Annotated in this window: 18 protein-coding genes; 8 read left to right on the top strand and 10 right to left on the bottom strand. The window is 68.2% G+C overall.

The window, feature by feature from the left end; all coding sequences use genetic code 11:
- Window positions 1-30: 30 nt before the first annotated feature.
- Window positions 31-2,094 (bottom strand): acetoacetate--CoA ligase, encoded by a 2,064-nt coding sequence (locus ACF8ME_RS08155; protein ID WP_392416003.1) that lies wholly within the window; start codon window positions 2,092-2,094, stop codon window positions 31-33.
- Window positions 2,095-2,289: 195 nt separating this feature from the next.
- On the opposite strand from ACF8ME_RS08155, the gene ACF8ME_RS08160 reads away from it, so the two are divergent.
- The 3 genes from ACF8ME_RS08160 (at window position 2,290) to ACF8ME_RS08170 (ending at window position 5,923) form a co-directional block, all read left to right on the top strand.
- The gene (locus ACF8ME_RS08160; protein WP_392416005.1) at window positions 2,290-3,597 is read left to right on the top strand and encodes a solute carrier family 23 protein; all 1,308 of its coding nucleotides are present in this window, start codon (window positions 2,290-2,292) and stop codon (window positions 3,595-3,597) included.
- Window positions 3,598-3,804: 207 nt separating this feature from the next.
- Entirely contained in the window at window positions 3,805-5,319 is a 1,515-nt protein-coding gene (locus ACF8ME_RS08165; RefSeq protein WP_012202025.1) for an acetyl-CoA hydrolase/transferase family protein, read from the top strand.
- 130 nt (window positions 5,320-5,449) lie between these two features.
- Complete coding sequence (locus tag ACF8ME_RS08170) at window positions 5,450-5,923, top strand: hotdog fold thioesterase (protein ID WP_017405693.1); 474 nt, start codon at window positions 5,450-5,452, stop codon at window positions 5,921-5,923.
- Here ACF8ME_RS08170 and ACF8ME_RS08175 read toward each other — a convergent pair whose 3' ends face one another.
- From ACF8ME_RS08175 to ACF8ME_RS08200, 6 genes are read right to left on the bottom strand one after another with little or no spacing between them, the layout of a single operon-like run.
- Window positions 5,924-6,637, bottom strand: coding sequence for an ABC transporter ATP-binding protein (locus ACF8ME_RS08175; protein WP_392416007.1), 714 nt, complete (start codon window positions 6,635-6,637; stop codon window positions 5,924-5,926). It lies immediately after the preceding gene.
- A complete protein-coding gene (locus ACF8ME_RS08180; RefSeq protein ID WP_203400203.1) occupies window positions 6,630-7,388 on the bottom strand; it encodes an ABC transporter ATP-binding protein in 759 nt (252 codons plus the stop codon). The genes ACF8ME_RS08175 and ACF8ME_RS08180 overlap by 8 nt, the downstream gene beginning before the upstream one ends.
- Window positions 7,381-8,466 carry a branched-chain amino acid ABC transporter permease gene (locus ACF8ME_RS08185; protein WP_392416008.1) on the bottom strand — a complete coding sequence of 362 codons (1,086 nt, stop codon included), beginning with the start codon at window positions 8,464-8,466 and terminating at the stop codon, window positions 7,381-7,383. The genes ACF8ME_RS08180 and ACF8ME_RS08185 overlap by 8 nt, the downstream gene beginning before the upstream one ends.
- Before the next feature lie 3 nt (window positions 8,467-8,469).
- A complete protein-coding gene (locus ACF8ME_RS08190; RefSeq protein ID WP_017405698.1) occupies window positions 8,470-9,342 on the bottom strand; it encodes a branched-chain amino acid ABC transporter permease in 873 nt (290 codons plus the stop codon).
- Window positions 9,343-9,384: 42 nt separating this feature from the next.
- Window positions 9,385-10,548, bottom strand: a complete 1,164-nt coding sequence (locus ACF8ME_RS08195) for an ABC transporter substrate-binding protein (RefSeq protein WP_013799988.1) — start codon at window positions 10,546-10,548, stop codon at window positions 9,385-9,387.
- A gap of 58 nt (window positions 10,549-10,606) precedes the next feature.
- Window positions 10,607-12,163: a benzoate-CoA ligase family protein gene (locus ACF8ME_RS08200; RefSeq protein WP_096914453.1), complete on the bottom strand. Its 1,557-nt coding sequence runs from the start codon at window positions 12,161-12,163 to the stop codon at window positions 10,607-10,609.
- 174 nt (window positions 12,164-12,337) lie between these two features.
- Between ACF8ME_RS08200 and ACF8ME_RS08205 the strand changes: the two genes are divergently transcribed.
- The 4 genes from ACF8ME_RS08205 (at window position 12,338) to boxA (ending at window position 17,935) form a co-directional block, all read left to right on the top strand.
- On the top strand, window positions 12,338-13,252 hold the full coding sequence (locus tag ACF8ME_RS08205) for a helix-turn-helix transcriptional regulator (RefSeq protein ID WP_034397548.1): 915 nt from the start codon (window positions 12,338-12,340) through the stop codon (window positions 13,250-13,252).
- A gap of 194 nt (window positions 13,253-13,446) precedes the next feature.
- Window positions 13,447-15,117, top strand: coding sequence for a 2,3-epoxybenzoyl-CoA dihydrolase (gene boxC / locus ACF8ME_RS08210; RefSeq protein ID WP_046238977.1), 1,671 nt, complete (start codon window positions 13,447-13,449; stop codon window positions 15,115-15,117).
- 38 nt (window positions 15,118-15,155) lie between these two features.
- Window positions 15,156-16,583 carry a benzoyl-CoA 2,3-epoxidase subunit BoxB gene (boxB, locus tag ACF8ME_RS08215; RefSeq protein WP_392416011.1) on the top strand — a complete coding sequence of 476 codons (1,428 nt, stop codon included), beginning with the start codon at window positions 15,156-15,158 and terminating at the stop codon, window positions 16,581-16,583.
- A 26-nt stretch (window positions 16,584-16,609) separates the two neighbouring features.
- Complete coding sequence (boxA, locus tag ACF8ME_RS08220) at window positions 16,610-17,935, top strand: benzoyl-CoA 2,3-epoxidase subunit BoxA (RefSeq protein ID WP_392416013.1); 1,326 nt, start codon at window positions 16,610-16,612, stop codon at window positions 17,933-17,935.
- 139 nt (window positions 17,936-18,074) lie between these two features.
- On the opposite strand, the gene ACF8ME_RS08225 is transcribed toward boxA, so the two are convergent.
- Entirely contained in the window at window positions 18,075-18,842 is a 768-nt protein-coding gene (locus ACF8ME_RS08225) for an aspartate/glutamate racemase family protein (RefSeq protein WP_392416015.1), read from the bottom strand.
- A gap of 14 nt (window positions 18,843-18,856) precedes the next feature.
- Window positions 18,857-19,738, bottom strand: a complete 882-nt coding sequence (locus tag ACF8ME_RS08230) for an amino acid ABC transporter substrate-binding protein (RefSeq protein WP_016447309.1) — start codon at window positions 19,736-19,738, stop codon at window positions 18,857-18,859.
- 222 nt (window positions 19,739-19,960) lie between these two features.
- Here ACF8ME_RS08230 and ACF8ME_RS08235 point away from each other — a divergent pair, with 222 nt between their 5' ends.
- On the top strand, window positions 19,961-21,196 hold the full coding sequence (locus ACF8ME_RS08235; protein ID WP_392416026.1) for a D-amino acid dehydrogenase: 1,236 nt from the start codon (window positions 19,961-19,963) through the stop codon (window positions 21,194-21,196).
- 19 nt (window positions 21,197-21,215) lie between these two features.
- Here the strand turns inward: ACF8ME_RS08235 and ACF8ME_RS08240 are convergent, their stop codons facing one another.
- On the bottom strand, window positions 21,216-21,839 hold the full coding sequence (locus ACF8ME_RS08240; RefSeq protein ID WP_392416016.1) for a hypothetical protein: 624 nt from the start codon (window positions 21,837-21,839) through the stop codon (window positions 21,216-21,218).
- Window positions 21,840-21,882: the final 43 nt, after the last annotated feature.

Here is a 21,882-nt window from a genome sequence, read left to right on the forward strand (position 1 = left end):
AAAAACCGAGCCACTGATACCGTTTGAATATCAGGCAACCTGTGCCTTGGCATGCTGCGCCGCAAAACCCACATACCAGTCCAGGCAGCCCGGGTTGGCCATGGCCTCCTTGTTGACCACCTTGTCCAGCGGCTGGCCCAGCATCAGCTTCTTGATGGGCAGCTCCTGCTTCTTGCCGCTGAGCGTGCGCGGGATCTCAGCCACCTGCACGATCTCGTCGGGCACGAAGCGCGGCGACAGGGCCTGGCGGATGGCGTCCTGCAGGCGCGCGCGCAGGGCGTCGTCCAGATCCACGCCCGGGCGCAGCACCACGAACAGCGGCATGTAGCTTTCGCGGCCCAGGTATTCGAGGTCCACGACCATGGAGTCCAGCACTTCGGGCAGGGCCTCGACGGCGCTGTAGATCTCGCTGGTGCCCATGCGCAGGCCGTGGCGGTTGATGGTGGCGTCGCTGCGGCCGTAGATGATGCAGCCGCCGTCCGGGAGGATGCGTATCCAGTCGCCGTGGCGCCAGACCGGGCCCATGGCGGCGGGGCCGTCACCGCCACCGGGCGCGCGGCCATGGCCGGCCGGGTACATGTCGAAGTAGCTGGACAGGTAGCGCTTGCCGTCCGCATCGCCCCACAGGTACAGCGGCATGGAGGGGATGGGCTGGGTGCAGACCAGCTCGCCCACCTCGTCGATGACGGGCTGGCCCTGCTCGTTCCAGGCTTCCACGGCCGCGCCCAGCTGGCGGCACTGCATGATGCCCGGCTGCTGCGGCAGTTCGCGGTGGCCGCCGATGAAGGCGCCCGCAAAGTCGGTGCCCCCCGAGATGTTGTTCCACCAGATGTCAGGCCGCCCCATGCCTGCGAACTGCGCCGTGCCCCAGCTTTGCACCTCGGGCGACAGCGGCGAGCCCGTGGTGCCCAGGCTGCGGATGCGCGACAGGTCGCCGCACTGGGCCAGGTCCATGCCGGCCTTCATGCAGTTGGCGTAGAAGGCCGCGCCCGAGCCGAAGCTGGTCACGCCGGTCTCGGCCGCGAAGCGCCACAGCACGCCCCAGTCGGGCCTGTCCTTGCTGCCGCCGGGGCTGCCGTCGAAGATCACGCAGGTGGTGCCGCCCAGCAGGCCCGAGACCTGGGCATTCCACATCACCCAGCCCGTGGAGCTGTACCAGTGGTAGCGCTCGCCCCAGCTGTTGGGGTGGTAGCTGCAGCCCACGTCGTTGTGCAGGGCCTTGAGCTGCAGGGCCACCAGCACCATGCCGCCATGGCCGTGGACGATGGGCTTGGGCAGGCCGGTGGTGCCGCTGGAGTAGACGATCCACAGCGGGTGGTCGAAGGGCAGCCATTCGGGCTCGAAGGCCGCCGTGGCCGCGTCGTCGCGGGCCGTGACCTGGCCGTAGTCGGCGGCATCGGCCAGCCTGGCCTGCAGGTCCAGGTTGGGCACAAGGACCACATGCTCCACGCTGGGCAGGCCTGCGCGCAGCTCCGCCAGCACGGCCATGCGGTCGATATCGCGCCCGGCGTAGTGCACGCCATCGACGGCGATCAGCGCCTTGGGCGCGATCTGGCGAAAGCGGTCCAGCACCGCGTTGGTGCCCATGTCGGGCGCGCAGATGCTCCAGACGGCGCCCAGGCTGGCCGTGGCCAGCAGGGCGACCATGGCCTCGGGGATGTTGGGCAGGTAGGCAGCCACGCGGTCGCCGCGGCCCACGCCCTGGGCCTTCAGGTGCAGGGCCAGGGCGGCAACCTGGCGGCGCAGGTCGGGCCAGGACAGTTCGCGGTGGCGGCCCGTCTCGTTGCGGCTGACCACGGCGGGCATGCCGGCCGCATGGGCGGCATCCACATGGCGCAGCGCCTGGCGCGTGTAGTTGATCTGGGCGCCCGGAAACCACTGGGCGCCGGGCATGGTGTTGCGCTCCAGCACGGCCGTGTGCGGCGTAGGCGATTGCAGCGCGTTGTAGTCCCAGATGCTTTGCCAGAAGGCGTCCAGGTCGGTCACCGACCAGCGCCACAGCGCGTCGTAGCTGTCGAACTGCAGGCCGTGGCGCTCGCGCAGCCAGTCTTGGTACAGGCGGATCTGGGGGATGAAGGCAGGGGTGTGGCTCATGACCGGCCACGGTACGCGCGCGCTGCCCGCGAGCCCAGACGGGAAAGCCACTAGCCTGGCACCTGGGCGACAAAGTCTGCGGGCCGGATCGCGTATCTGCGCACAAACACTGGGAAAAAATTTCCGCTCGCCCCCTCCTGCCAGAAAACAAATGCCTCTAATATCGCGCCAATTTTTTACAAGGAGCGATGCCACATGGGCCTTTTCCAATGGACGGAGAAATCCGCCGACCAGCTGCAACGGGGAGGCGTGATCGGCCCCGATGAGCGCCTGCCCTGGCCCCAGACCGGGCTGATGGGCATACAGCACGTGATCGCCATGTTCGGCTCCACCGTGCTGGCGCCCATCCTCATGGGGTTCGACCCCAACGTGGCCGTGCTCATGAGCGGTATCGGCACGCTGATCTTCTTCCTGATCACGGGCGGCAAGGTGCCCAGCTACCTGGGCTCGTCCTTTGCCTTCATCGGCGTGGTGATCGCAGCCACGGCCTATGGCGGCAAGGGCGCCAACGGCAACATCGGAGTGGCGCTGGGCGGCATCATTGCCTGCGGCGCGGTCTATGCGCTGATCGGCCTGGTGGTGCAGATGGTGGGCACGCGCTGGATCGAGCGCTTCATGCCGCCCGTGGTCACGGGCGCCGTGGTGGCCGTGATCGGGCTGAACCTGGCGGCCATCCCCGTCAAGAACATGGCGGCCAACAACTTCGAGTCGTGGATGCAGGCCCTGACCTTCGTCTGCGTGGGCCTGGTGGCCGTGTTCACGCGCGGCATGGTGCAGCGCCTGCTGATCCTGGTGGGCCTGATCGCCGCCAGCCTGCTGTACGGCCTGTTCACCAATGTGCTGGGCATGGGCAAGCCCGTGGACCTGTCGGGCGTGGCCAATGCCGCCTGGTTCGGCCTGCCCCAGTTCCACGCGCCCGTGTTCAGCGGCCCGGCCATGGTGCTCATCGTGCCCGTGGTCATCATCCTGGTGGCCGAGAACCTGGGCCACATCAAGGCCGTTACCGCCATGACCGGCAAGAACCTGGACCAGTACATGGGCCGGGCCTTCATCGGCGACGGCGTGGCCACCATGGTCAGCGGCGCGGCCGGCGGCACCGGCGTGACCACCTATGCCGAGAACATCGGCGTGATGGCCGCCACGCGCATCTACTCGACGGCCGTGTTCTTCGTGGCCGCCGTCCTGGCCGTGCTGCTGGGCTTCTCGCCCAAGTTCGGCGCGCTGATCCAGGCGATCCCGCTGCCCGTGATGGGCGGCGTGTCCATCGTGGTCTTCGGCCTGATCGCCGTGGCCGGCGCCAAGATCTGGGTGGACAACCGCGTGGACTTCTCGCAGAACAAGAACCTGATCGTGGCGGCCATCACCCTGATCCTGGGCACGGGCGACTTCACGCTCAAGTTCGGCGACTTCGCGCTGGGCGGCATCGGGACCGCGACTTTCGGCGCCATCATCCTGTACGCGCTGCTGGATCACGCACGCGACGATCAGCCGCTGATTCATTGAATGTGAGCGCGCACAAACATTCTTTGAGCCTTTGACTGCGCGGCAGGGCCTTTACGGGGAAACCCGAGGGCCGCTGCCAGCGCTGCTACCATCGGTTTCCGGAGATATACCGCCCTTGCGTTCTTGCACGGGGCGGTTTTTTTTAGGCTTGCAAGCCAGCGCTGCGGCACCCTGCCGGCTGGCGCGAGCCGTCAGCCGGAGCCATAGATGTCCCTCGCAGACCGCGTACGTTTCCCAGAATTCCTTTCGCGCACCATGACGGCCGAGCAGGCCGCCGCCCTGATCCCCCACGGCGTCAACGTCGGCATGAGCGGGTTCACGGGCGCGGGCTACCCCAAGGCCCTGCCCCAGGCCATCGCCCAGCACGCCAAGAGCGAACACGCGGCCGGCCGGCCCTACAAGATCAATGTCTGGACCGGCGCCTCCACGGCTGCCGAGATGGACGGCGCCCTGGCCGAGGCCGGCGCACTGGGCCAGCGCCTGCCCTTCAACACCGACCCGACCTGCCGCGCCAGGATCAATGCCGGCGAGATCGACTTCATCGACATGCACCTGTCCCACGTGGCCCAGCATGCGTGGTTCGGCTTCCTGGGCCCCATGAGCGTGGCCGTGGTCGAGGTGCTGGGCGTGACCGAGGACGGACGCCTCATCCCCTCCACCGCCGTGGGCAACAACAAGACCTGGCTGGAGATCGCCGACAAGGTGATCCTGGAGGTCAACACCAAGCCGCCGGCCAAGATGGAAGGCATGCACGACATCTACTACGGCACGGCCATCCCGCCGCGCCGCGTGCCCATTGCCCTGACCCATGCCGATGACCGCATCGGCGAGCCCTACCTGCGCGTGGACCCGGCCAAGGTGGTCGCCGTGGTCGAGACCCACAAGGGCGACCGCGACAACGTCTTCGCCCAGCCCGACGCCAACTCCAACCTGATCGCCGCGTCCATCATCGACTTCCTCGCGCACGAGATGAAGATGGGCCGCCTGCCCAAGGAGATGCTGCCCATCCAGTCAGGCGTGGGCAACGTGGCCAACGCCGTGCTGGCCGGCCTGCTGACGGGGCCGTTCGAGAACCTGCTGGGCTTCACCGAGGTGCTGCAGGACGGCATGCTGGACCTGCTGCGCGCGGGCAAGATGAGCCGCGCCTCGGCCACCTCGATCTCGCTGTCCGGCAGCGCCTACAGGGACTTCGAGGAGAACATCGACTTCTACCGCGAGCGCATCATCCTGCGCCCCCAGGAGATCAGCAACCACCCCGAGCTGGTGCGCCGGCTGGGCGTGATCGCCATGAACTCCATGATCGAGGCCGACATCTACGGCAACATCAACTCCACCCACGTCATGGGCACGGGGATGATGAACGGCATCGGCGGCTCGGGCGACTTCGCGCGCAACGGCTACCTGTCCTTCTTCGTCACGCCCTCGGTGGCCAAGGGCGGCAAGATCAGCTGCATCGTGCCCATGTGCTCGCACGTGGACCATACCGAGCACGACACGCAGATCATCGTCACCGAGCAGGGCCTGGCCGACCTGCGCGGCCTGTCGCCGCGCAAGCGCGCCCAAGTCATCATCGACCGCTGCGCCCATCCCGACTTCCGTCCCCAGCTGCAGGACTACTTCGACCGCGCCCAGCGCCAGGGCGCGCTGCACACGCCGCACATCCTGGGCGAAGCGCTGAGCTGGCACCAGCGCTTTGTCGAAACGGGCGACATGCGCGCCTGAACCGCGCAAGCGCGCCAGCGCGCAGTCTCCTGGGCTACAGGCAGCCATCGGCATGGCTGCCTGGACTGGCGTAGCATGCAAGGACGGCCCACGGGGCCGTCTTTTTCGTTGCACCCACAGGACTTCTCCCATGCCGATCTGGAAGCGCAGCTTCACCCTTGAAGACATCACCTCGCTGAGCGCCGACACGGCCGTCTCGCACCTGGGCATCGAGTTCACCGAGATCGGTGACGACTTCCTGCGCGGCCGCGTGCACGTGGACCAGCGCACCTGCCAGCCCTACGGCATCCTGCACGGCGGCGTGAACGTGGTGCTGGCCGAGACCCTGGGCTCGGTGGCCGCGGCCTGCTCCATCCCCGATGGCTGGCGCAGCGTGGGCCTGAACGTCTCGGCCAACCATGTGCGCGCCGCGCGCCAGGGCTGGGTCACGGGCACGGCCCGCCCCGTGCACCTGGGCCAGACCACCCATGTCTGGGCCATCGAACTGCATGACGAAACCGGCCGCCTGACCTGCACCTGCAGCCTGACCATGGCGCTGCTGCCGCCCACGCATGCGCAGAACGTCAAGCTCGCGGCGCAGCCGCCAGTGGCGGCCCAGCCCTGATCAAACCCCCAGCAACTCCGACAGGCGCTCCGGCTGCGCCAGCAGCTCCCGCGAGTCGGCCTGCAGCGCCAGCCGGCCCTTGGCCATGATCACGGCGCGGTCGGTGTGGGCCAGGACCTTTTTGTAGTCGCGGTCCACGATCAGGGTGGAGATGCCGGTGCTGCGGATGGCGGCGATCACGCGCCAGATTTCGGCGACGACCAGGGGGGCCAGGCCTTCGGTGGCTTCGTCGAGGATGAGCAGGCGCGGGTGCGTCATCAGCGCGCGGCCTATGGACAGCATCTGCTGCTCGCCGCCAGAGAGCTGGTCGCCGCCGTTGGCCAGGCGCTCCGCGAGCCGGGGGAAGGTGTCGAGCACGCGCTCCAGCGTCCAGTGGCGCTCGCCCTGCAGGCCGGGGCGGGCGCTCATGACCAGGTTCTCGCGCACGCTGAGGTTGGGGAAGATGCCGCGCCCCTCTGGCACATAGCCAATGCCCAGCCGCGCCATGCGCTCGGGCGGTGCGCCCGTGCAGTCGCGGCCATCGGCGCGCAGGCGGCCACGGCGCGCGGGCACATAGCCCATGAGCGTGCGGATCAGCGTGGTCTTGCCCATGCCGTTGCGCCCCAGCAGGCCCACGGCCTGGCCCGCGCCCAGCGCCAGGCTCACGCCCTGCAGGATGTGGCTGTCGCCGTAGTAGGTATGCAGCTCGTCGATGGCGAACATGGGCTCAGTCATCGTCTTCTCCGAGATAGGCAGTACGGACCACGGGATCGACACGGATCTGCGCTGGCGTGCCCGTGGCCACCACGCTGCCGTTGACCATCACGGTGATGCGGTCGGCGATGCGGAACACGGCGTCCATGTCGTGCTCGACCAGCAGTACCGCATGGCCGCGCTTGAGCTCCTGCAGCAGGGCCAGCATGCGCTCGGTCTCCTCGGCGCCCATGCCGGCCAGCGGCTCGTCCAGCAGCAGCACGCGCGGGCCGGTGGCCAGGCACATGGCCACTTCAAGCTGGCGCTTGGCGCCGTGGCTCAGCGTGCCGGCCACGGCCTGGGCCTGCCCGGCCAGGCCCGCACGCTCCAGGGCCGCATGGGCCTGGCGCAGGCTGTCCGCGCAGCGCTGTGCGGACAGGCCCAGCTGCCAGGGCCTGAGCGCCATCTGCGCCTGGGCCGCGAGCCGGCAGTTCTCCAGCGCCGAGAACTCGGGAAAGATGGTGGTGCGCTGGTAGCTGCGGCCCACGCCGGCACGCGCGCGCCGGGGCTGGGGCATGCGCGTGACGTCCTGCCCCGCGAGCGCGATGCGCCCCGCGCTGGCCGCCAGCTCGCCCGAGAGCATGTTGACCAGGGTGGACTTGCCCGCGCCGTTGGTGCCGATCACGGCGTGGACCTCACCCTCGTGCAGGTCCAGGTCCACGCCGCCCACGGCCGTGAGCCCGCCGAAGCGGCGCGTGAGGCCGCGCACCGAAAGCAGTGCCGCATCAGCCATGTCCGGCCTCCTTGTGGTGGACCTCGTTGTGTACTCCGGCGCGTTGCCGTGCAAGGCCCGCCGGCCCGATCAGCCCCATCAGTCCTTTCGGCAGCAGGGCCACGAGCACGATGATGGCCAGGCCCAGGCTCAGCTGCCAGTGGTCGGCCATGGGGCCGACGATGGCATGCGTGGACAGCACCTCCTTGAGCGCGACGAGGGCCACCGTGCCCAGCACGGCGCCGCGCAGCGAGCCCAGGCCGCCGAGGATGACCATCAGCAGCACCTCGCCCGAGTGGTGCCAGGACAGCAGCTCGGGGTTGACCACGGCATCGCGCACCGCCAGCAGAAAGCCTGCCACGCCGGCCAGCATGCCGGCCAGCACGAAGGCCGCGAGCTTGTACCCGTAGGTGGTGAAGCCGGCCGCGCGCATGCGCTGTTCGTTGACGCGTATGCCCGCCAGCGCCGCGCCGAAGCGCGACCGGCGCAGCCCGGCCAGGAAGGCATAGACCAGCACCAGGGCGGCCAGCACCACGTAGTACTGCACGCGCGGGATTTCCATGTCGATGGCGCCCAGCGCGGGCCGGGCCATCAGGTAGATGCCGTCGCTGCCGCCGCCGATGCCCGTGTCGTGGACCACGAAGTAGGCCATCTGTGCGAAGGCCAGCGTCACCATGATGAAGTAGATGCCGCGCGTGCGCAGGCTCAGCAGGCCCACCAGCAGCGCATAGCCGCCCGAGGCCAGCAGCGCCCAGCCCAGCATGGCCGGCAGGCTGCCGCCTTCGTTGCCTGCGGACAGCACGGCGGCATAGGCGCCCAGGCCCATGAAGGCCGCATGCCCCAGGCTCACCAGGCCCGTGCCGCCCACCAGCAGTTGCAGGCTGAGCGCGAAGATGGCCAGGATCATGGTCTTGACCACCAGGCCCGACAGATAGTCCGACCACCAGGGGCCGGCCAGTGCCAGCAGCGCCACGCAGGCCAGCGGCACGGCGCAGGCCTGCCATCGGCAGGCGCGCTGCGGCATCTCTACGGGCTGCACAGGCTGCAGGGGCTGCACGGCGGCCGCCAGCAGCGCCGGAGAAGGATTGGATACGGCCATTGTTCAGCTCCTTTGCCCCATCAGGCCCTGGGGCCGCCACACCAGCACCACCGCCATCAGCAGGTAGACGCTCATGCCGCTGAGCTCCTGGAAGAACAGCTTGCCGAAGGTATCGACAAAGCCCACCAGCAGCGAGGCCAGCAGCGCGCCCGTGATCGAGCCGATGCCGCCGATCACCACCACCACGAAGCAGATGATGAGCACGTTGCCGCCCATGCCCGGATAGACCGAACTCATGGGCGCGGCGATCATGCCTGCCAGTGCCGCCAGCGCCACGCCGATGGCGAAGACGATGCGGTACAGGCGCTTCACGTCGATGCCCAGGCCGCGCACCATGTCGCGGTTGCTGGCGCCCGCGCGCACCATCATTCCCAGGCGCGTGCGGTGGACCACCCAGTACAGCGCCAGCGCCACCAGCAGGCACACGCCCGAGGCGAACAGCCGGTACCACGGATAGCTCATGAGCCCGCCCAGCGAGAAGCTGCCCGACAGCCAGCCGGGCAGCGGCACGCCATGCACGTCGTTGCCCGCCAGCAGCGAGCGCAGCTCCTCGAACACCAGGATCAGCCCGAAGGTCATCAGCACCTGCTGCAGGTGCTCGCGCTCGTAGAGGTAGCTGAAGAAGGCCCACTCCAGCGCATAGCCCAGCACCACGGTCAGCGCCACGCCGGCCAGCAGCATGGTGATGAAGTGCTGGCCCAGCAGCGGGGACAGCGCAAAGGCCATGTAGGCACCGATCATGTAGAAGCTGCCATGGGCCAGGTTGATCACGCCCATGATCCCGAAGATCAGCGTCAGGCCGGAGGCCAGCAGGAACAGCAGCAGCCCGTACTGGACGGCGTTCAGGCACTGCACGAGAAAGGTGGCAAGGTCCATGGCGATGTACGTATGCGTCCGTATATGAGTGCGCCCCGCGCCTCACATGCGGCAGCCGCGGCCGGTATCGCCCAGGGCCTTGATGGCCACGCCCATGCGCTGGTTCTCCTTGCCCACGACCTTGCGCAGGTACATGTCCTGCACGGGGTTGTGCGACTTGCTGATGGTGAAGTCACCGCGCGGGCTGGGGATGGTGGCCTTCTCGATGGCCTGGCGGAACTCGGCCTTCTTCGCGATGTCGCCGCCCGCCGCCTTCAGGCCCACGCCCAGCATCTGGGCGGCGTCGTAGCCCTGCACGGCATACACATCGGGCATCAGCTTGTAGGCCTGGGCATAGGCGGAGCGAAAGCGCCGGTCGCGCTCCGTGCCCAGTTCGTCGGCGTAGTGCAGCGTGGTCAGCACGCCCTGGGCGGCCTCGCCCTGGGCCTCCAGCGTGCCGTCGGTCAGAAAGCCCGAGCCGTACAGCGGGATGGTCTTGTGCAGGCCGGCCGCGTGGTAGTCCTTGACGAACTTGACGGCGCCCGCGCCCGCGAAGAAGGCAAACACCGCATCGGGCCTGGCCGCCGCGATCTCGGTCAGCAGGGCCTGGAACTCCACGTTGGGAAAGGGCACGGTGAGCTGCTTGCTGACCTTGCCGCCCTCCTTCTCGAAGCCTTCCTTGAAGGCATTGGTCATCTCCTCGCCGGCCGCGTATTTCCAGGTGATGGTCATGGCGGTTTTCCTGCCTTCCTGCCTGGCCGCCACCACGCCCATGGGATAGGAGGACTGCCAGTTGGAGAAGGACGAACGGAAGATGTTGGGCGCGCACATGGCGCCCGTGACCGCATCGGCGCCCGCATTGGGCACGATGAGCACGGTGCCGCTTTCCTTGGCCGCGCGCGCCATGGCCATGGCCACGCCCGAATGCACGGTGCCCACCAGCACATCGACCTTGTCGCGCTTGATCAGGCGGTTGACGTTGTCCGTGGCCTTGGCCGGATCGGACTCGTCATCGACCTTGAAGAACTCGATCTCGCGCCCGCCCAGCCTGCCGCCCTGCTCATTCACGAACATGCGAAAGCCGTTTTCTATTGCCGAGCCCAGCGCCGCATAGGTGCCGCTGTAAGGCAGCATGAAGCCGACCTTGATCCTGTCCTGCGCATATGCGCCGCAGGACAGGGAGGCCGTCAGGGCGAGGACGGCCCAGTGTTTGCGATCGGTGTTCATGCGTGTCTCCTTGTGGTGGATGGGTCTTGCTTTTGTCAGGGGAATCGGAAGGGGCTGTTCAGCCGACGCTGGCCTCGCGTTCACGCAGGCGGAAACGCTGGATCTTTCCGGTGGCGGTCTTGGGAAGTTCGTCCACGAACTCGATGAAGCGCGGGTACTTGTAGGCGGCCAGGCGCTGCTTCACGAAGGCCTTGAGTTCAGCCTCGGTGGCGCTGCAGCCGTCCTTGAGCACGACGAAGGACTTGGTCTTGAGCAGGCCGTCGGCGTCGGTCTTGCCGATCACGGCGGCCTCCAGCACGGCCGGGTGCTGCATCAGCGTGGCCTCGACCTCGAAGGGCGAGACATAGATGCCGCTGACCTTGAGCATGTCGTCGCTGCGCCCGGCATAGGTGTAGTAGCCATCGGCGTCGCGCACGTACTTGTCGCCGCTCTTGAGCCAGCCGCCCTGGAAGGTCTCGCGCGTCTTGTCGCGGTTGCCCCAGTACATGAGGGCGGCGCTGGGGCCCTGGATGAACAGGTCGCCCACCTCGCCATCGGCCACGGGGCGGCCGTCCTCGCCGCGCAGTTCCACGCGGTAGCCGTCCACGGGCTTGCCCGTGGTGCCGTAGCGGATGTCGCCGGGCCGGTTGGACAGGAAGATGTGCAGCATCTCGGTGGAGCCGATGCCGTCCACGATGTCGGCGCCGAAATGCGCCTTGAAGCGCTGGGCGATCTCGGCCGGCAGCGCCTCGCCGGCCGAGGAGCACATGCGCAGGCTGACCTGCTCGCGTGCGGGCAGCAGCGGCGAGGCCAGCATGCCCGCAAAACCCGTGGGCGCGCCGAAGAACACCGTGGGCCGGTGCTGCACCCAGCGCGCGAAGGTGGCCTCGGGCGTGGGCCGCTCGGCCATCAGCAGCACGGTGGCGCCCACGCTCAGCGGAAAGCTCAGGGCATTGCCCAGGCCATAGGCGAAGTAGAGCTTGGCGGCGGAAAAGCAGATGTCGCCCTCGCCCAGGCCCAGCACCGGCGTGCCATACAGCTGCGCCGTCCAGTACGGATTGGCATGCGTGTGGACCGCGCCCTTGGGCTTGCCCGTGGAGCCCGAGGAATACAGCCAGAAGCCCGGGTCATCGCCCAGCGTGGGCGCCGGTGCGGGCAGCGGCGGCTGCGCCGCCAGCCAGGGCTGCAGGGGCGCGAAGCCTGCGGCGCGCGCCGCCGCTTCGTCGCCGGCCACCCAGACATGGCGCACCTCGTTGGGCGCCCGGTCCAGCGCCTGGCGCAGCAGGGGCAGCAGCGCATCGCAGGTCAGCACGGCCTGGGCGCGGCTGTGGCCCAGCATGTAGGCGTAGTCGTCGGCCGTGAGCAAGGTGTTCACCGCCACCGGCACCACGCCCGCATACAGTGCGCCCAGAAAGGCCACGGCCCATTCATGGCGGTCGTGCATGAGCAGCAGCACGCGCTCCTCGCGGTGGATGCCCGCCGCCAGCAGGCCGCTGGCCATGCGCTGCGCCTGCTGCTGCAGCTGGCCGTAGCTCAGCGTGCCGTGGTCGTCGATGTAGGCGATCTTGCCGGGCCGCCCCTCATTGAGCGCGAACAGGTGCGCGGCGAAATTGAAGGGCTGGGTGAAGTCGATCATCGGGGTCTCCTTCGACATCGGGCATCCGGCCCGACTTGTGATCTTCCGCACAACATGCAATATTGTGCGTGCACCGAAAAGATAGTTAGAACACCACCGAGCGTCAAGCACTATATTGCATGGCTGGTGTTAACCCCGACTGTTTATCATTCACGCCCTCTTCAAGGAAACTCTATGGACCAGTTCGAGACGGCAGCCCAGTCCGCCGGGGCGGCGGATTCCCTCTCAGAAGCCCCCAGGAACCAGGTGCTGCAGGCGCTGGGCGAGCGTGTGCGCAGCCTGCGCTCGCGCCGGGGCATGACGCGGCGCGCCCTGGCGGCGGCGGCCGATGTCTCGGAGCGCCACCTGGCCAACCTCGAATACGGCACGGGCAATGTGTCGGTGCTGGTCCTGCACCATATTGCACAGGCCCTGCAATGCTCCATGGCCGAGTTGCTGGGCGACGTGACCACCACCAGCGCCGAATGGCTGCTGATCCGCGAGCTGCTGGAAGGCCGCGATGAAGAGGCCCTGCGCCGCGTGCGCCTGGCCGCAGGCGAGCTGCTGGGCACGGCGCCCAGCGACCGTCAGCGCCACACGCGCATCGCCCTGATCGGACTGCGCGGCGCGGGCAAGTCCACGCTGGGCCGCATGCTGGCCGAGCAGCTGGGCGTGCCCTTCCTCGAACTCAACCAGGAAATCGAGCGCATTGCGGGCTGCAGCGTGCGCGCCATCCACGACCTGTACGGTGCCAACGCCTACCGCCGCTACGAGCGCCGTGCGCTGGAGGAGGCCGTGCAGATCTACAGCGACGTGGTCATCGCCACGCCGGGCGGCATCGTCTCCGACCCAGCCACCTTCAACGAGCTGCTGTCGCACTGCACCACGGTCTGGCTCAAGGCCCAGCCCGAGGAGCACATGGCCCGCGTCGTGGCCCAGGGCGACACCCGCCCCATGGCCGCCAATCCCGAGGCCATGGACGATCTGCGCAGCATCCTCGAAGGCCGCGCCGGCTTCTACGCCAAGGCCGACCACGTGGTGGATACCAGCGGCCAGACGCTGGAGCAGAGCTTCGATCAGTTGAAGGCACTGTTCCTGCCCGCACGCTGAGACGGCGGCAGCAACCCACGGCATCCAGGCCCCAGGCCTGGATTTTTTTCGCCTGTGCTGGCTGGTGTTTACCCTGGATATGGTCAAAACACGCACTATCGTGCGTGTTGCTACGTGCATTTTCTGTATGAATCTGCATAATTGTGCCTGCACCGCATCTGCGACTGCACTATTTTTCATCCAAGAGGCCGTCCATGCACCCGTCCAGCCCCACTGTCGATTACCGCACCGAGCCCGCCCAGTACCGCCACTGGTCGTTCACCGTCGAGGGCGCCATCGCCCGCATGCAGCTGAACATCGCCGAGGACGGCGGCATACGGCCCGGCTACAAGCTCAAGCTCAACAGCTACGACCTGGGCGTGGACATCGAGCTGCACGACGCGCTCAACCGCATCCGCTTCGAGCATCCGCAGGTGCGCACCGTCATCGTCACCAGCGGGCGCGACCGCATCTTCTGCTCGGGCGCCAACATCTTCATGCTGGGCGTGTCCAGCCATGCCTGGAAGGTGAACTTCTGCAAGTTCACGAACGAGACGCGCAACGGCATCGAGGACAGTTCGCGCCACTCGGGCCTGAAGTTCCTGGCCGCCGTCAACGGGGCCTGCGCGGGCGGCGGCTACGAGCTGGCCCTGGCCTGCGACGACATCGTGCTGATCGACGACCGCTCCTCCTCCGTCTCCCTGCCCGAGGTGCCGCTGCTGGGCGTGCTGCCCGGCACGGGCGGCCTCACGCGCGTGACCGACAAGCGCCATGTGCGCCATGACCTGGCCGACATCTTCTGCACCAGCGTCGAAGGCGTGCGCGGCCAGCGCGCCGTGGACTGGCGCCTGGTCGATGCCGTGGCCAAGCCCGCGCAGTTCGACGCCGTGGTGGCCCAGCGCGCGCAGCGCCTGGCCGAAGGCAGCACGCGCCCTGCCAATGCGCAGGGCATCACGCTCACGCGCCTGGAACGCGAAGCCACGGACGACGCACTGCACTACCGCCATGTCAGCGTGCAGATCGACCGCGCGCGCCGCAGCGCCACGCTGACCGTGAAGGCGCCCACGCTTGGGCAAGGCCCGCAGCCGGCCACCCTCGAAGCCATCGAGCAGGCCGGGGACGCCTGGTGGCCGCTGGCCATGGGCCGCGAGCTGGACGACGCCATCCTGCACCTGCGCACCAACGAGCTGGACGTGGGCACCTGGCTGCTCAAGACCGAAGGCGATGCCGCCGCCGTGCTGGCCGCAGACGCCGCCCTGCTCGCCCACCAGGACCACTGGCTGGCGCGCGAGACGCTGGGCCTGCTGCGCCGCAGCTTTGCGCGGCTGGATGTGTCCTCGCGCACGCTGTTCGCGCTGATCGAGCCCGGCTCCTGCTTCGTGGGCATGCTGGCCGAGCTGGCCTTCGCGGCCGACCGCGCCTACATGCTGGTGCTGCCCGATGACACCGAGCGCGCCCCGCGCATCCAGCTGGACGAATTCAATTTCGGCCTGCTGCCCCTGGTCAACGACCAGTCGCGCCTGCAGCGCCGCTTCTACGAGGAAGCCGCACCGCTGGAAGCCGCGCGTGCCGCCACGGGCCGCGCGCTGGACGGCGACCAGGCCCTGGCCCTGGGCCTGGTCACGGCCGCGCCCGACGACATCGACTGGGACGACGAGATCCGCATCGCCATGGAAGAGCGCGCCGCCATGTCGCCCGATGCGCTCACGGGCCTGGAGGCCAACCTGCGCTTTGCCAGCCGCGAGAACATGGTCACGCGCATCTTCGGGCGCCTGTCGGCCTGGCAGAACTGGATCTTCAACCGCCCCAATGCCGTGGGCGACAAGGGCGCTCTCAAGCTCTACGGCACGGGCCAGAAGGCCGGCTTCGACTTCAACCGCGTCTGACCGCAGGCACGCCCCGAAACATCCACGGAGACCCCACCATGAGCGCCATCAACTACAGCGAGAAGATCCCCAACAACGTCAACCTCGGCGAAGACCGCACCCTGCAGCGCGCGCTGGAGAGCTGGCAGCCCAACTTCCTGAACTGGTGGGGCGACGTGGGCCCCGAAGGCTCCACCGACTACGACGTCTACCTGCGCACCGCCATCAGCGTGGACCCGCAGGGCTGGGCCCAGTTCGGCCACGTGAAGATGCGCGACTACCGCTGGGGCATCTTCCTGAACCCGGCCGAGGCCGACCGCAGCATCCACTTCGGCGACCACCTGGGCGAGAAGGCCTGGCAGGACGTGCCCGGCGAGCACCGCGCCAACCTGCGCCGCATCATCGTCACCCAGGGCGATACCGAGCCCGCCTCGGTGGAGCAGCAGCGCCACCTGGGCCTGACCGCGCCGTCCATGTACGACCTGCGCAACCTGTTCCAGGTCAACGTGGAGGAAGGCCGCCACCTGTGGGCCATGGTCTACCTGCTGCACAAGCACTTCGGCCGCGACGGCCGCGAGGAGGCCGAGGCCCTGCTGGAACGCCAGTCCGGCGACGAGAACAACCCGCGCATCCTGGGCGCCTTCAACGAGAAGACACCCGACTGGCTGTCCTTCTTCATGTTCACCTACTTCACCGACCGCGACGGCAAGTTCCAGCTGGCCGCGCTGGCCGAGAGCGCCTTCGACCCGCTGGCGCGCACCACCAAATTCATGCTGACCGAGGAGGCCCACCACATGTTCGTGGGCGAGTCCGGCGTCTCGCGCGTGCTGCAGCGCACCTGCCAGGTCATGAACGAGCTGCGCACCGACGACGTGGGCCGCCTGCGCGCGGCCGGCGTGATCGACCTGCCCACGCTGCAGCGCTACCTGAACTTCCACTACAGCGTGACCATCGACCTGTTCGGCGCCGACCAGTCCAGCAATGCCGCCACCTTCTACAGCAGCGGCCTCAAGGGCCGCTACGAGGAAGGCAAGCGCGCGGACGACCACCGCCTGCACGACCAGCACTACAAGGTGCTGGAAGTGGTGGACGGCAGGCTGCAGGAAAAGGAAGTGCCCATGCTCAACGCGCTCAACGAGGTGCTGCGCGACGACTACATCAAGGACTCCAACGCGGGTGTTGGCCGCTGGAACAAGGTCATGGAAAAGGCCGGCATCGATTTCCGCCTCACCGTGCCGCACAAGGCCTTCAACCGCCAGATCGGCGCGCTGGCGGGCGTGCGCATGAGCCCCGACGGCCGCGTGGTCAGCGAGCAGGAATGGCGCATGCGCGAGGGCGAATGGCTGCCCACGGACGCCGACCGCGCCTTCGTCGCCTCGCTCATGGGCCGCTGCGTGGAGCCGGGCCAGTTCGCGGGCTGGATCGCGCCGCCGGTCATGGGCATCAACCGCCAGCCCGTGGATTTCGAATACGTGCGCTTCAACTGAAGCGCCGCGCCAGCAGGGAGTCGCCCATGACAGTCGCCTTGGTAGAACACGGCATCCTCACGCAGCACCTGATCGACCCGGAGATCTGCATACGCTGCAACACCTGCGAGGCCACCTGCCCCGTGGGCGCCATCACGCACGATGACCGCAACTACGTGGTACTGGCCGAGCAGTGCAACGGCTGCATGGACTGCGTCTCGCCCTGCCCCACGGGCGCCATCGACAACTGGCGCAAGGTGCCGCTGGCAAGCGCCTATCCCGTGGCCGAGCAGCTGCTCTGGGACGAGCTGCCCGAGGAGCTGCCGCCTGAAGCGCTGGTCCAGGCGCTGGTCCAGGCACAGGACACAGGGGACGCACCTGCCGCCGAGGACCTGAGCCAGGCCGTGATCGCGGCGGCCGCCACGCGCAGTGCGGATGGGGCCCGGCCCGATGACCAGGCCGATACCCAGGTGTTGCGCAGCGCCAGCTACGGCGCCACCGTGCCGCCCTGGTCGGCCGCCCATCCGTACACCAACCTGCATGGCCCCAGGAGCCCCGTCACGGCCACCGTGGTCGGCAACCTCAACTGCACGGAGGCGGGCTTCGACAGCGAGACCCACCACATCGTGCTGGACTTCGGCAGCCAGCCGTTCCCCGTGCTCGAAGGCCAGTCCATCGCCGTCATCGCGCCCGGCACCGATGCCCAGGGCCGCCCGCATGTGGCGCGCCAGTACTCGGTGGCCAGTGCGCGCAATGGCGAGCGGCCCGGCTACAACAACCTGGCGCTGACCGTGAAACGCGTCACCCAGGATCACCAGGGCCGCCCCGTGCGCGGCGTGGCCAGCAACTACCTGTGCGACGCACGCATAGGCGACAGGGTCCAGGTCATAGGCCCGTTCGGCCAGTCGTTCCTGATGCCCAACCATCCCCGCTCGCACATCGTGATGATCTGCACGGGCACGGGCAGCGCCCCCATGCGCGCCATGACCGAATGGCGCAGGCGGCTGCGCAAGAGCGGCAGGTTCGAAGGCGGCAAGCTCATGCTGTTCTTCGGCGCACGCACGCCGCAGGAGCTGCCCTACTTCGGCCCGCTGCAAAGCCTGCCGCGCGACTTCATCGACAACAACCTGGCCTTCTCGCGCGTGGCCGGCCAGCCCCGGCGCTACGTGCAGGACCTGCTGCGCGAACGTGCGGCCGACCTGGCGGCCCTGCTGCGCGACGACAACGCGCACTTCTACGTCTGCGGGCTCAAGAGCATGGAGGAAGGCGTGGTGCTGGCACTGCGCGACGTGGCGCAGCAAGCCGGGCTGGACTGGGAACAGGTCGGCGCGCGCCTCAAGCGCGAAGGCCGGCTGCACCTCGAGACTTATTGACCCCCCCTGAGTCGCTTCGCGCCTTCCCCCCGAAGGGGGACGACACCCTCGGTGCGGGGCGGCCCTTCCTCGGTGTCCCTGAGTTGAGCCGCGCCAGGTTCCTAGGCAGTTATTGAATGGCGCGCAACACCTTGAAAAACTAATGCGCTGGAGTTCGGACCTGTCCATAGGCATCGCCGACCAGGGCCTGGGCCAGTATCCAGGCCGGGTCCACCAGCTTGGCGCCACGCGCCAGCGGCGACTGCGGCAGGGCCAGCGGGATCTCGGTGCAGCCCATGATCACGGGCACATCGCCATGGCGCTGCAGCAGCGGCGCCAGCACCTCGCCGAAGCAGCGCGCGGCCAGGTCCATGTCGCCCTGCTTGACGCCGTCGTAGATGCCCTGCATAAGCCGCGCGCGGCCCTGCGCATCGGGCTGCAGCGCGGTGATGCCGCACTCGGCCAGTGCCGCGTCGTACAGGCCGCTGCCATAGGTGCCCTGCGTGGCCAGCACGATGGCCTGCTGCGCGCCGCCGGCCTGCAGGTGCAGGGCGGCCTGGCGCGCGATGTGCAGTACATGCAGCTGCGGAAAAAGCGCCTGCAGCTGCCCATGCCAGGCATGGGCCGTGTTGCAGGCCAGGGCCACGCTGCGCACGCCCAGCGCCGCCATGCGGCCCACGCCCTGCAGCAGGTGCTGGGCCGGCCCCGTGGGCGACTGCGGGTCCGCGCGCAGCGCCGCGCTGCGATCGGGCATGGGCAGCTGCACCAGCCAGTGCTCAGGATAGGCCTGGTCATGCACGGGCAGGCCCTGCTGCTGCAGGTGCGCCGTGCAGGCCTGCACGAACAGGCGCACGAAATCCGCGCCTGCGGCCGGGCCCATGCCCCCGAGAATGCCCACCGCGCGCGGGGGCTGAAGCTGCTGCTGCATGCTGCGATCCGAAATCAAAAAGCAGGTTTGTCGCTGAGGTCCTGCAGGTTTTTCTGCAATTGCTCGCTCATCGGCAGGCCCAGGGCCACGTTCCTCGGGGCAATGGGCTGCATGAACCACTTGTCATACAGCCTGGCGAACGCGCCTGACTTCATCATGTCGCCGATCACGCCATCGACCAGCTGCTTGAACTGGGCATCGTCCTTGCGCAGCATGCAGGCATAGGGCTCGACCTGCAGCGAGTCGGCCACCACCTCGAAGTCCCCGGGGTTCTTGGCCGTGGGGATCAGGCCGAAGAGCAGGATGTCGTCCATGCCGAAGGCCGCGGCGCGGTCGTTCTCCACCAGCAGGAAGCCGTCCGCATGGTCCTTGGCCATGACGATGTTCATGCCCCAGGCCTTGTCGGCATTGGCCTTGCGCAGCACCTGCAGGTTGGTGGTTCCCGTGGTGATGGCCACGGTCTTGTCCTTGAGGTCGGCGTAGTTTTTGATGCCCGAGCTCTTCTTCACCAACAGCCGCGTGCCCGTGTAGAAATGGTTGATGGCAAAGGCCACCTCCTTGCCGCGCACCGTGTTGTTGGTGGTCGATCCGCATTCCAGGTCGATGGTGCCGTTGGCCAGCAGCGGCATGCGGTTCTGCGAGGTCACGGCCTGCCACTGCACCTTGAGATCGGGTCGGTTCACCGCTTTCTTCACGGCCTCGGCCACGGCCTGGGACATCTCCACCGTCATGCCGATGGGCTTGCCGTTGTCCAGGTAGCTGAAGGGCACGGAGGACTCGCGGTAGGCCAGCGTGATGCGGCCGCTGTCGCGCACCTTGGCCAGCGTGTCGGCATGGGCCGCAGCCAGGCCGCCCAGGGCCAGGGCCGCGCACAGCGCGGTGGTGTGAAGTTGCATGCTTGTCTCCTCGTCTTTGGTGGATGTGCGGCCAGTGTAGGAAGGGCGGCGGCCTTTGCGGAATGACAATATCGGGCCGGTCCATGCCCGCCGGTTATGGGCTGTCCCCCTGCACTGGGCAGCGGCCCGCAGCCATAACCTGCATGCATACCCACTGTGCCAAATGCCATGGCCCGGCCCGCCGCGTGCGGCCTACAGTGCGGATGCATGGAGAAACGATCAATGCATGTCTGCATCGTGGGCGCCGGCATCGTCGGCCTGGCAACGGCCTGGGCGCTGCGGCAGGCCGGCCACCGCATCACCGTGCTGGACCGCGCACCGGGCCCCGCCCAGGGCGCCAGCGGCGGCAATGGCGCGCAGCTGAGCTATTCCTACGTGCAGCCGCTGGCCGATCCCGGCATCTGGAAGATGCTGCCCCGCCTGCTGCTGCAAAAGGATTCGCCGCTGGCCTTCCGCCTGCGCGCCGACCCCGCGCAATGGGCCTGGGGACTGCGCTTTCTGGGCGCCTGCAATGCCCATGCCTCGGCCGAAGGCACGCGCGCCCTGCTGGCCCTGGCCGCCGAAAGCCGCCAGGCCTTCGAGTCGCTCCAGGCCGACGAAGCACTGGCCTGCGACCTGCACACGCCGGGCAAGCTGGTGCTCTACCCCACCCAGCAGGCGCTGGATGCCGCCGCGCAGCAGGTGGCACTGCAGGCGGGCCTGGGCGGCGCGCCGCAGCGCATCGTCAACGCCGCCGAAGTGGCGCGCATCGAACCCGCGCTCGCCCGCTACGCGCAACGTATTGCAGGCGCCGTGCACACGCCCAGCGAGGCCGCAGCCGACTGCCGCCTGCTGTGCGAGCAACTGGCCGCCCGGCTCACCGCACGCGGCGCCGAACTGCGCTACGGCGTGGAGCTGCAGGGCTTCGAGCGCGAGGGCGACGCCATCACCGGCCTGCGCACCGCCGCAGGCCCGCTGCCGCTGCGCGCCGACCACTACGTGCTGGCCAGCGGCTGGGAAAGCGCGGTCCACGCGCGCCAGCTGGGCCTGCGCATTCCCGTCTATCCGCTCAAGGGCTACAGCATCACCGCCGATGCCGCCGCGCAGCTGCCGCACGCCGCGCCCCGGGTCAGCGTCACCGACACCGCACGCAAGGTCGTCTTCGCACGCATCGGCGAACGCCTGCGCGTGGCCGGCATGGTGGAGATCGTGGGCCGGGACACGCGCACCGACCCGCGCCGCATCGCCAGCCTGCGCCGCTCCACGCAGGAGGTCTTCGCCGACCTGCCGCTGGACGGCAACCTCCACCCCTGGACCGGCATGCGCCCCGCCACACCCACCGGCCTGCCCCTCACCGGCCGCCAGCGCGGCGGTCCGCGCAACCTGTGGCTGCAGACGGGGCACGGCGCGCTGGGGCTGACGCTGGCGTTCGGGTCGGCGCAGAGGCTGGTGGGGCAGATGGAGGCGGACGATCTGTAGAACCCGGTCCCGCAGCCACCTATGTCATGTCGCCGCTCAATCTCCGTACGAGTTGCCAGTCGTCCTTGGACCAGCCATGTCGGGCATCCACCGACATGGCTGCGGCGCCAATCAAGGCAAGCCAACCGCTGGCCTCCACACTTCGCAACGGCTCCCATGCCGGCCGCTGGGCTATTTGCTGCCAATCCGAACCATGGCAACCAGTGCACTTTGTCAGCGTGTCATCAGGCCGGAGTGGTTCGACCGTGACCGTCCCGGGTGGCACTTCGCCCCAATCAGCGATGAGGGTCTCCAAGGAACCTGTTGGAGGCATACCTCCTCGACCCAGAATCCACTTGATCAAGCGCTCCCATAGCGAGACATCGGGAGGTTGATTGCGTGAATCGACATTTTTTGCTTTGGCCCAGGCATCGTGAGACATCGGATTGATGTAGGCCACCAAAATGCATCTACTGGATCCTGCTTGACAGATGGTCACTGTATCTCCGGGCTTCCACCGTCCAATCGACAAGGACGAGTTGACCGTCTCCAGGATGAATCGAGCAATCTCGGTGTTGTTCCACCCGCGCGGATCTTCCTGGGTGTCGGAGACGCCACGCCAACTCGCTGCGATGAGTAACGCGGCAAGCGCGATGATGATCACAGAGCGCCACGTTTGGGGCAGGCGCGGTGACAACGAAGTTATT

The sequence above is a fragment of the Delftia sp. WSY_7 genome (genome assembly GCF_043104845.1).
In the GTDB taxonomy this organism is placed as follows: Bacteria; Pseudomonadota; Gammaproteobacteria; order Burkholderiales; family Burkholderiaceae_C; genus Comamonas; species Comamonas tsuruhatensis.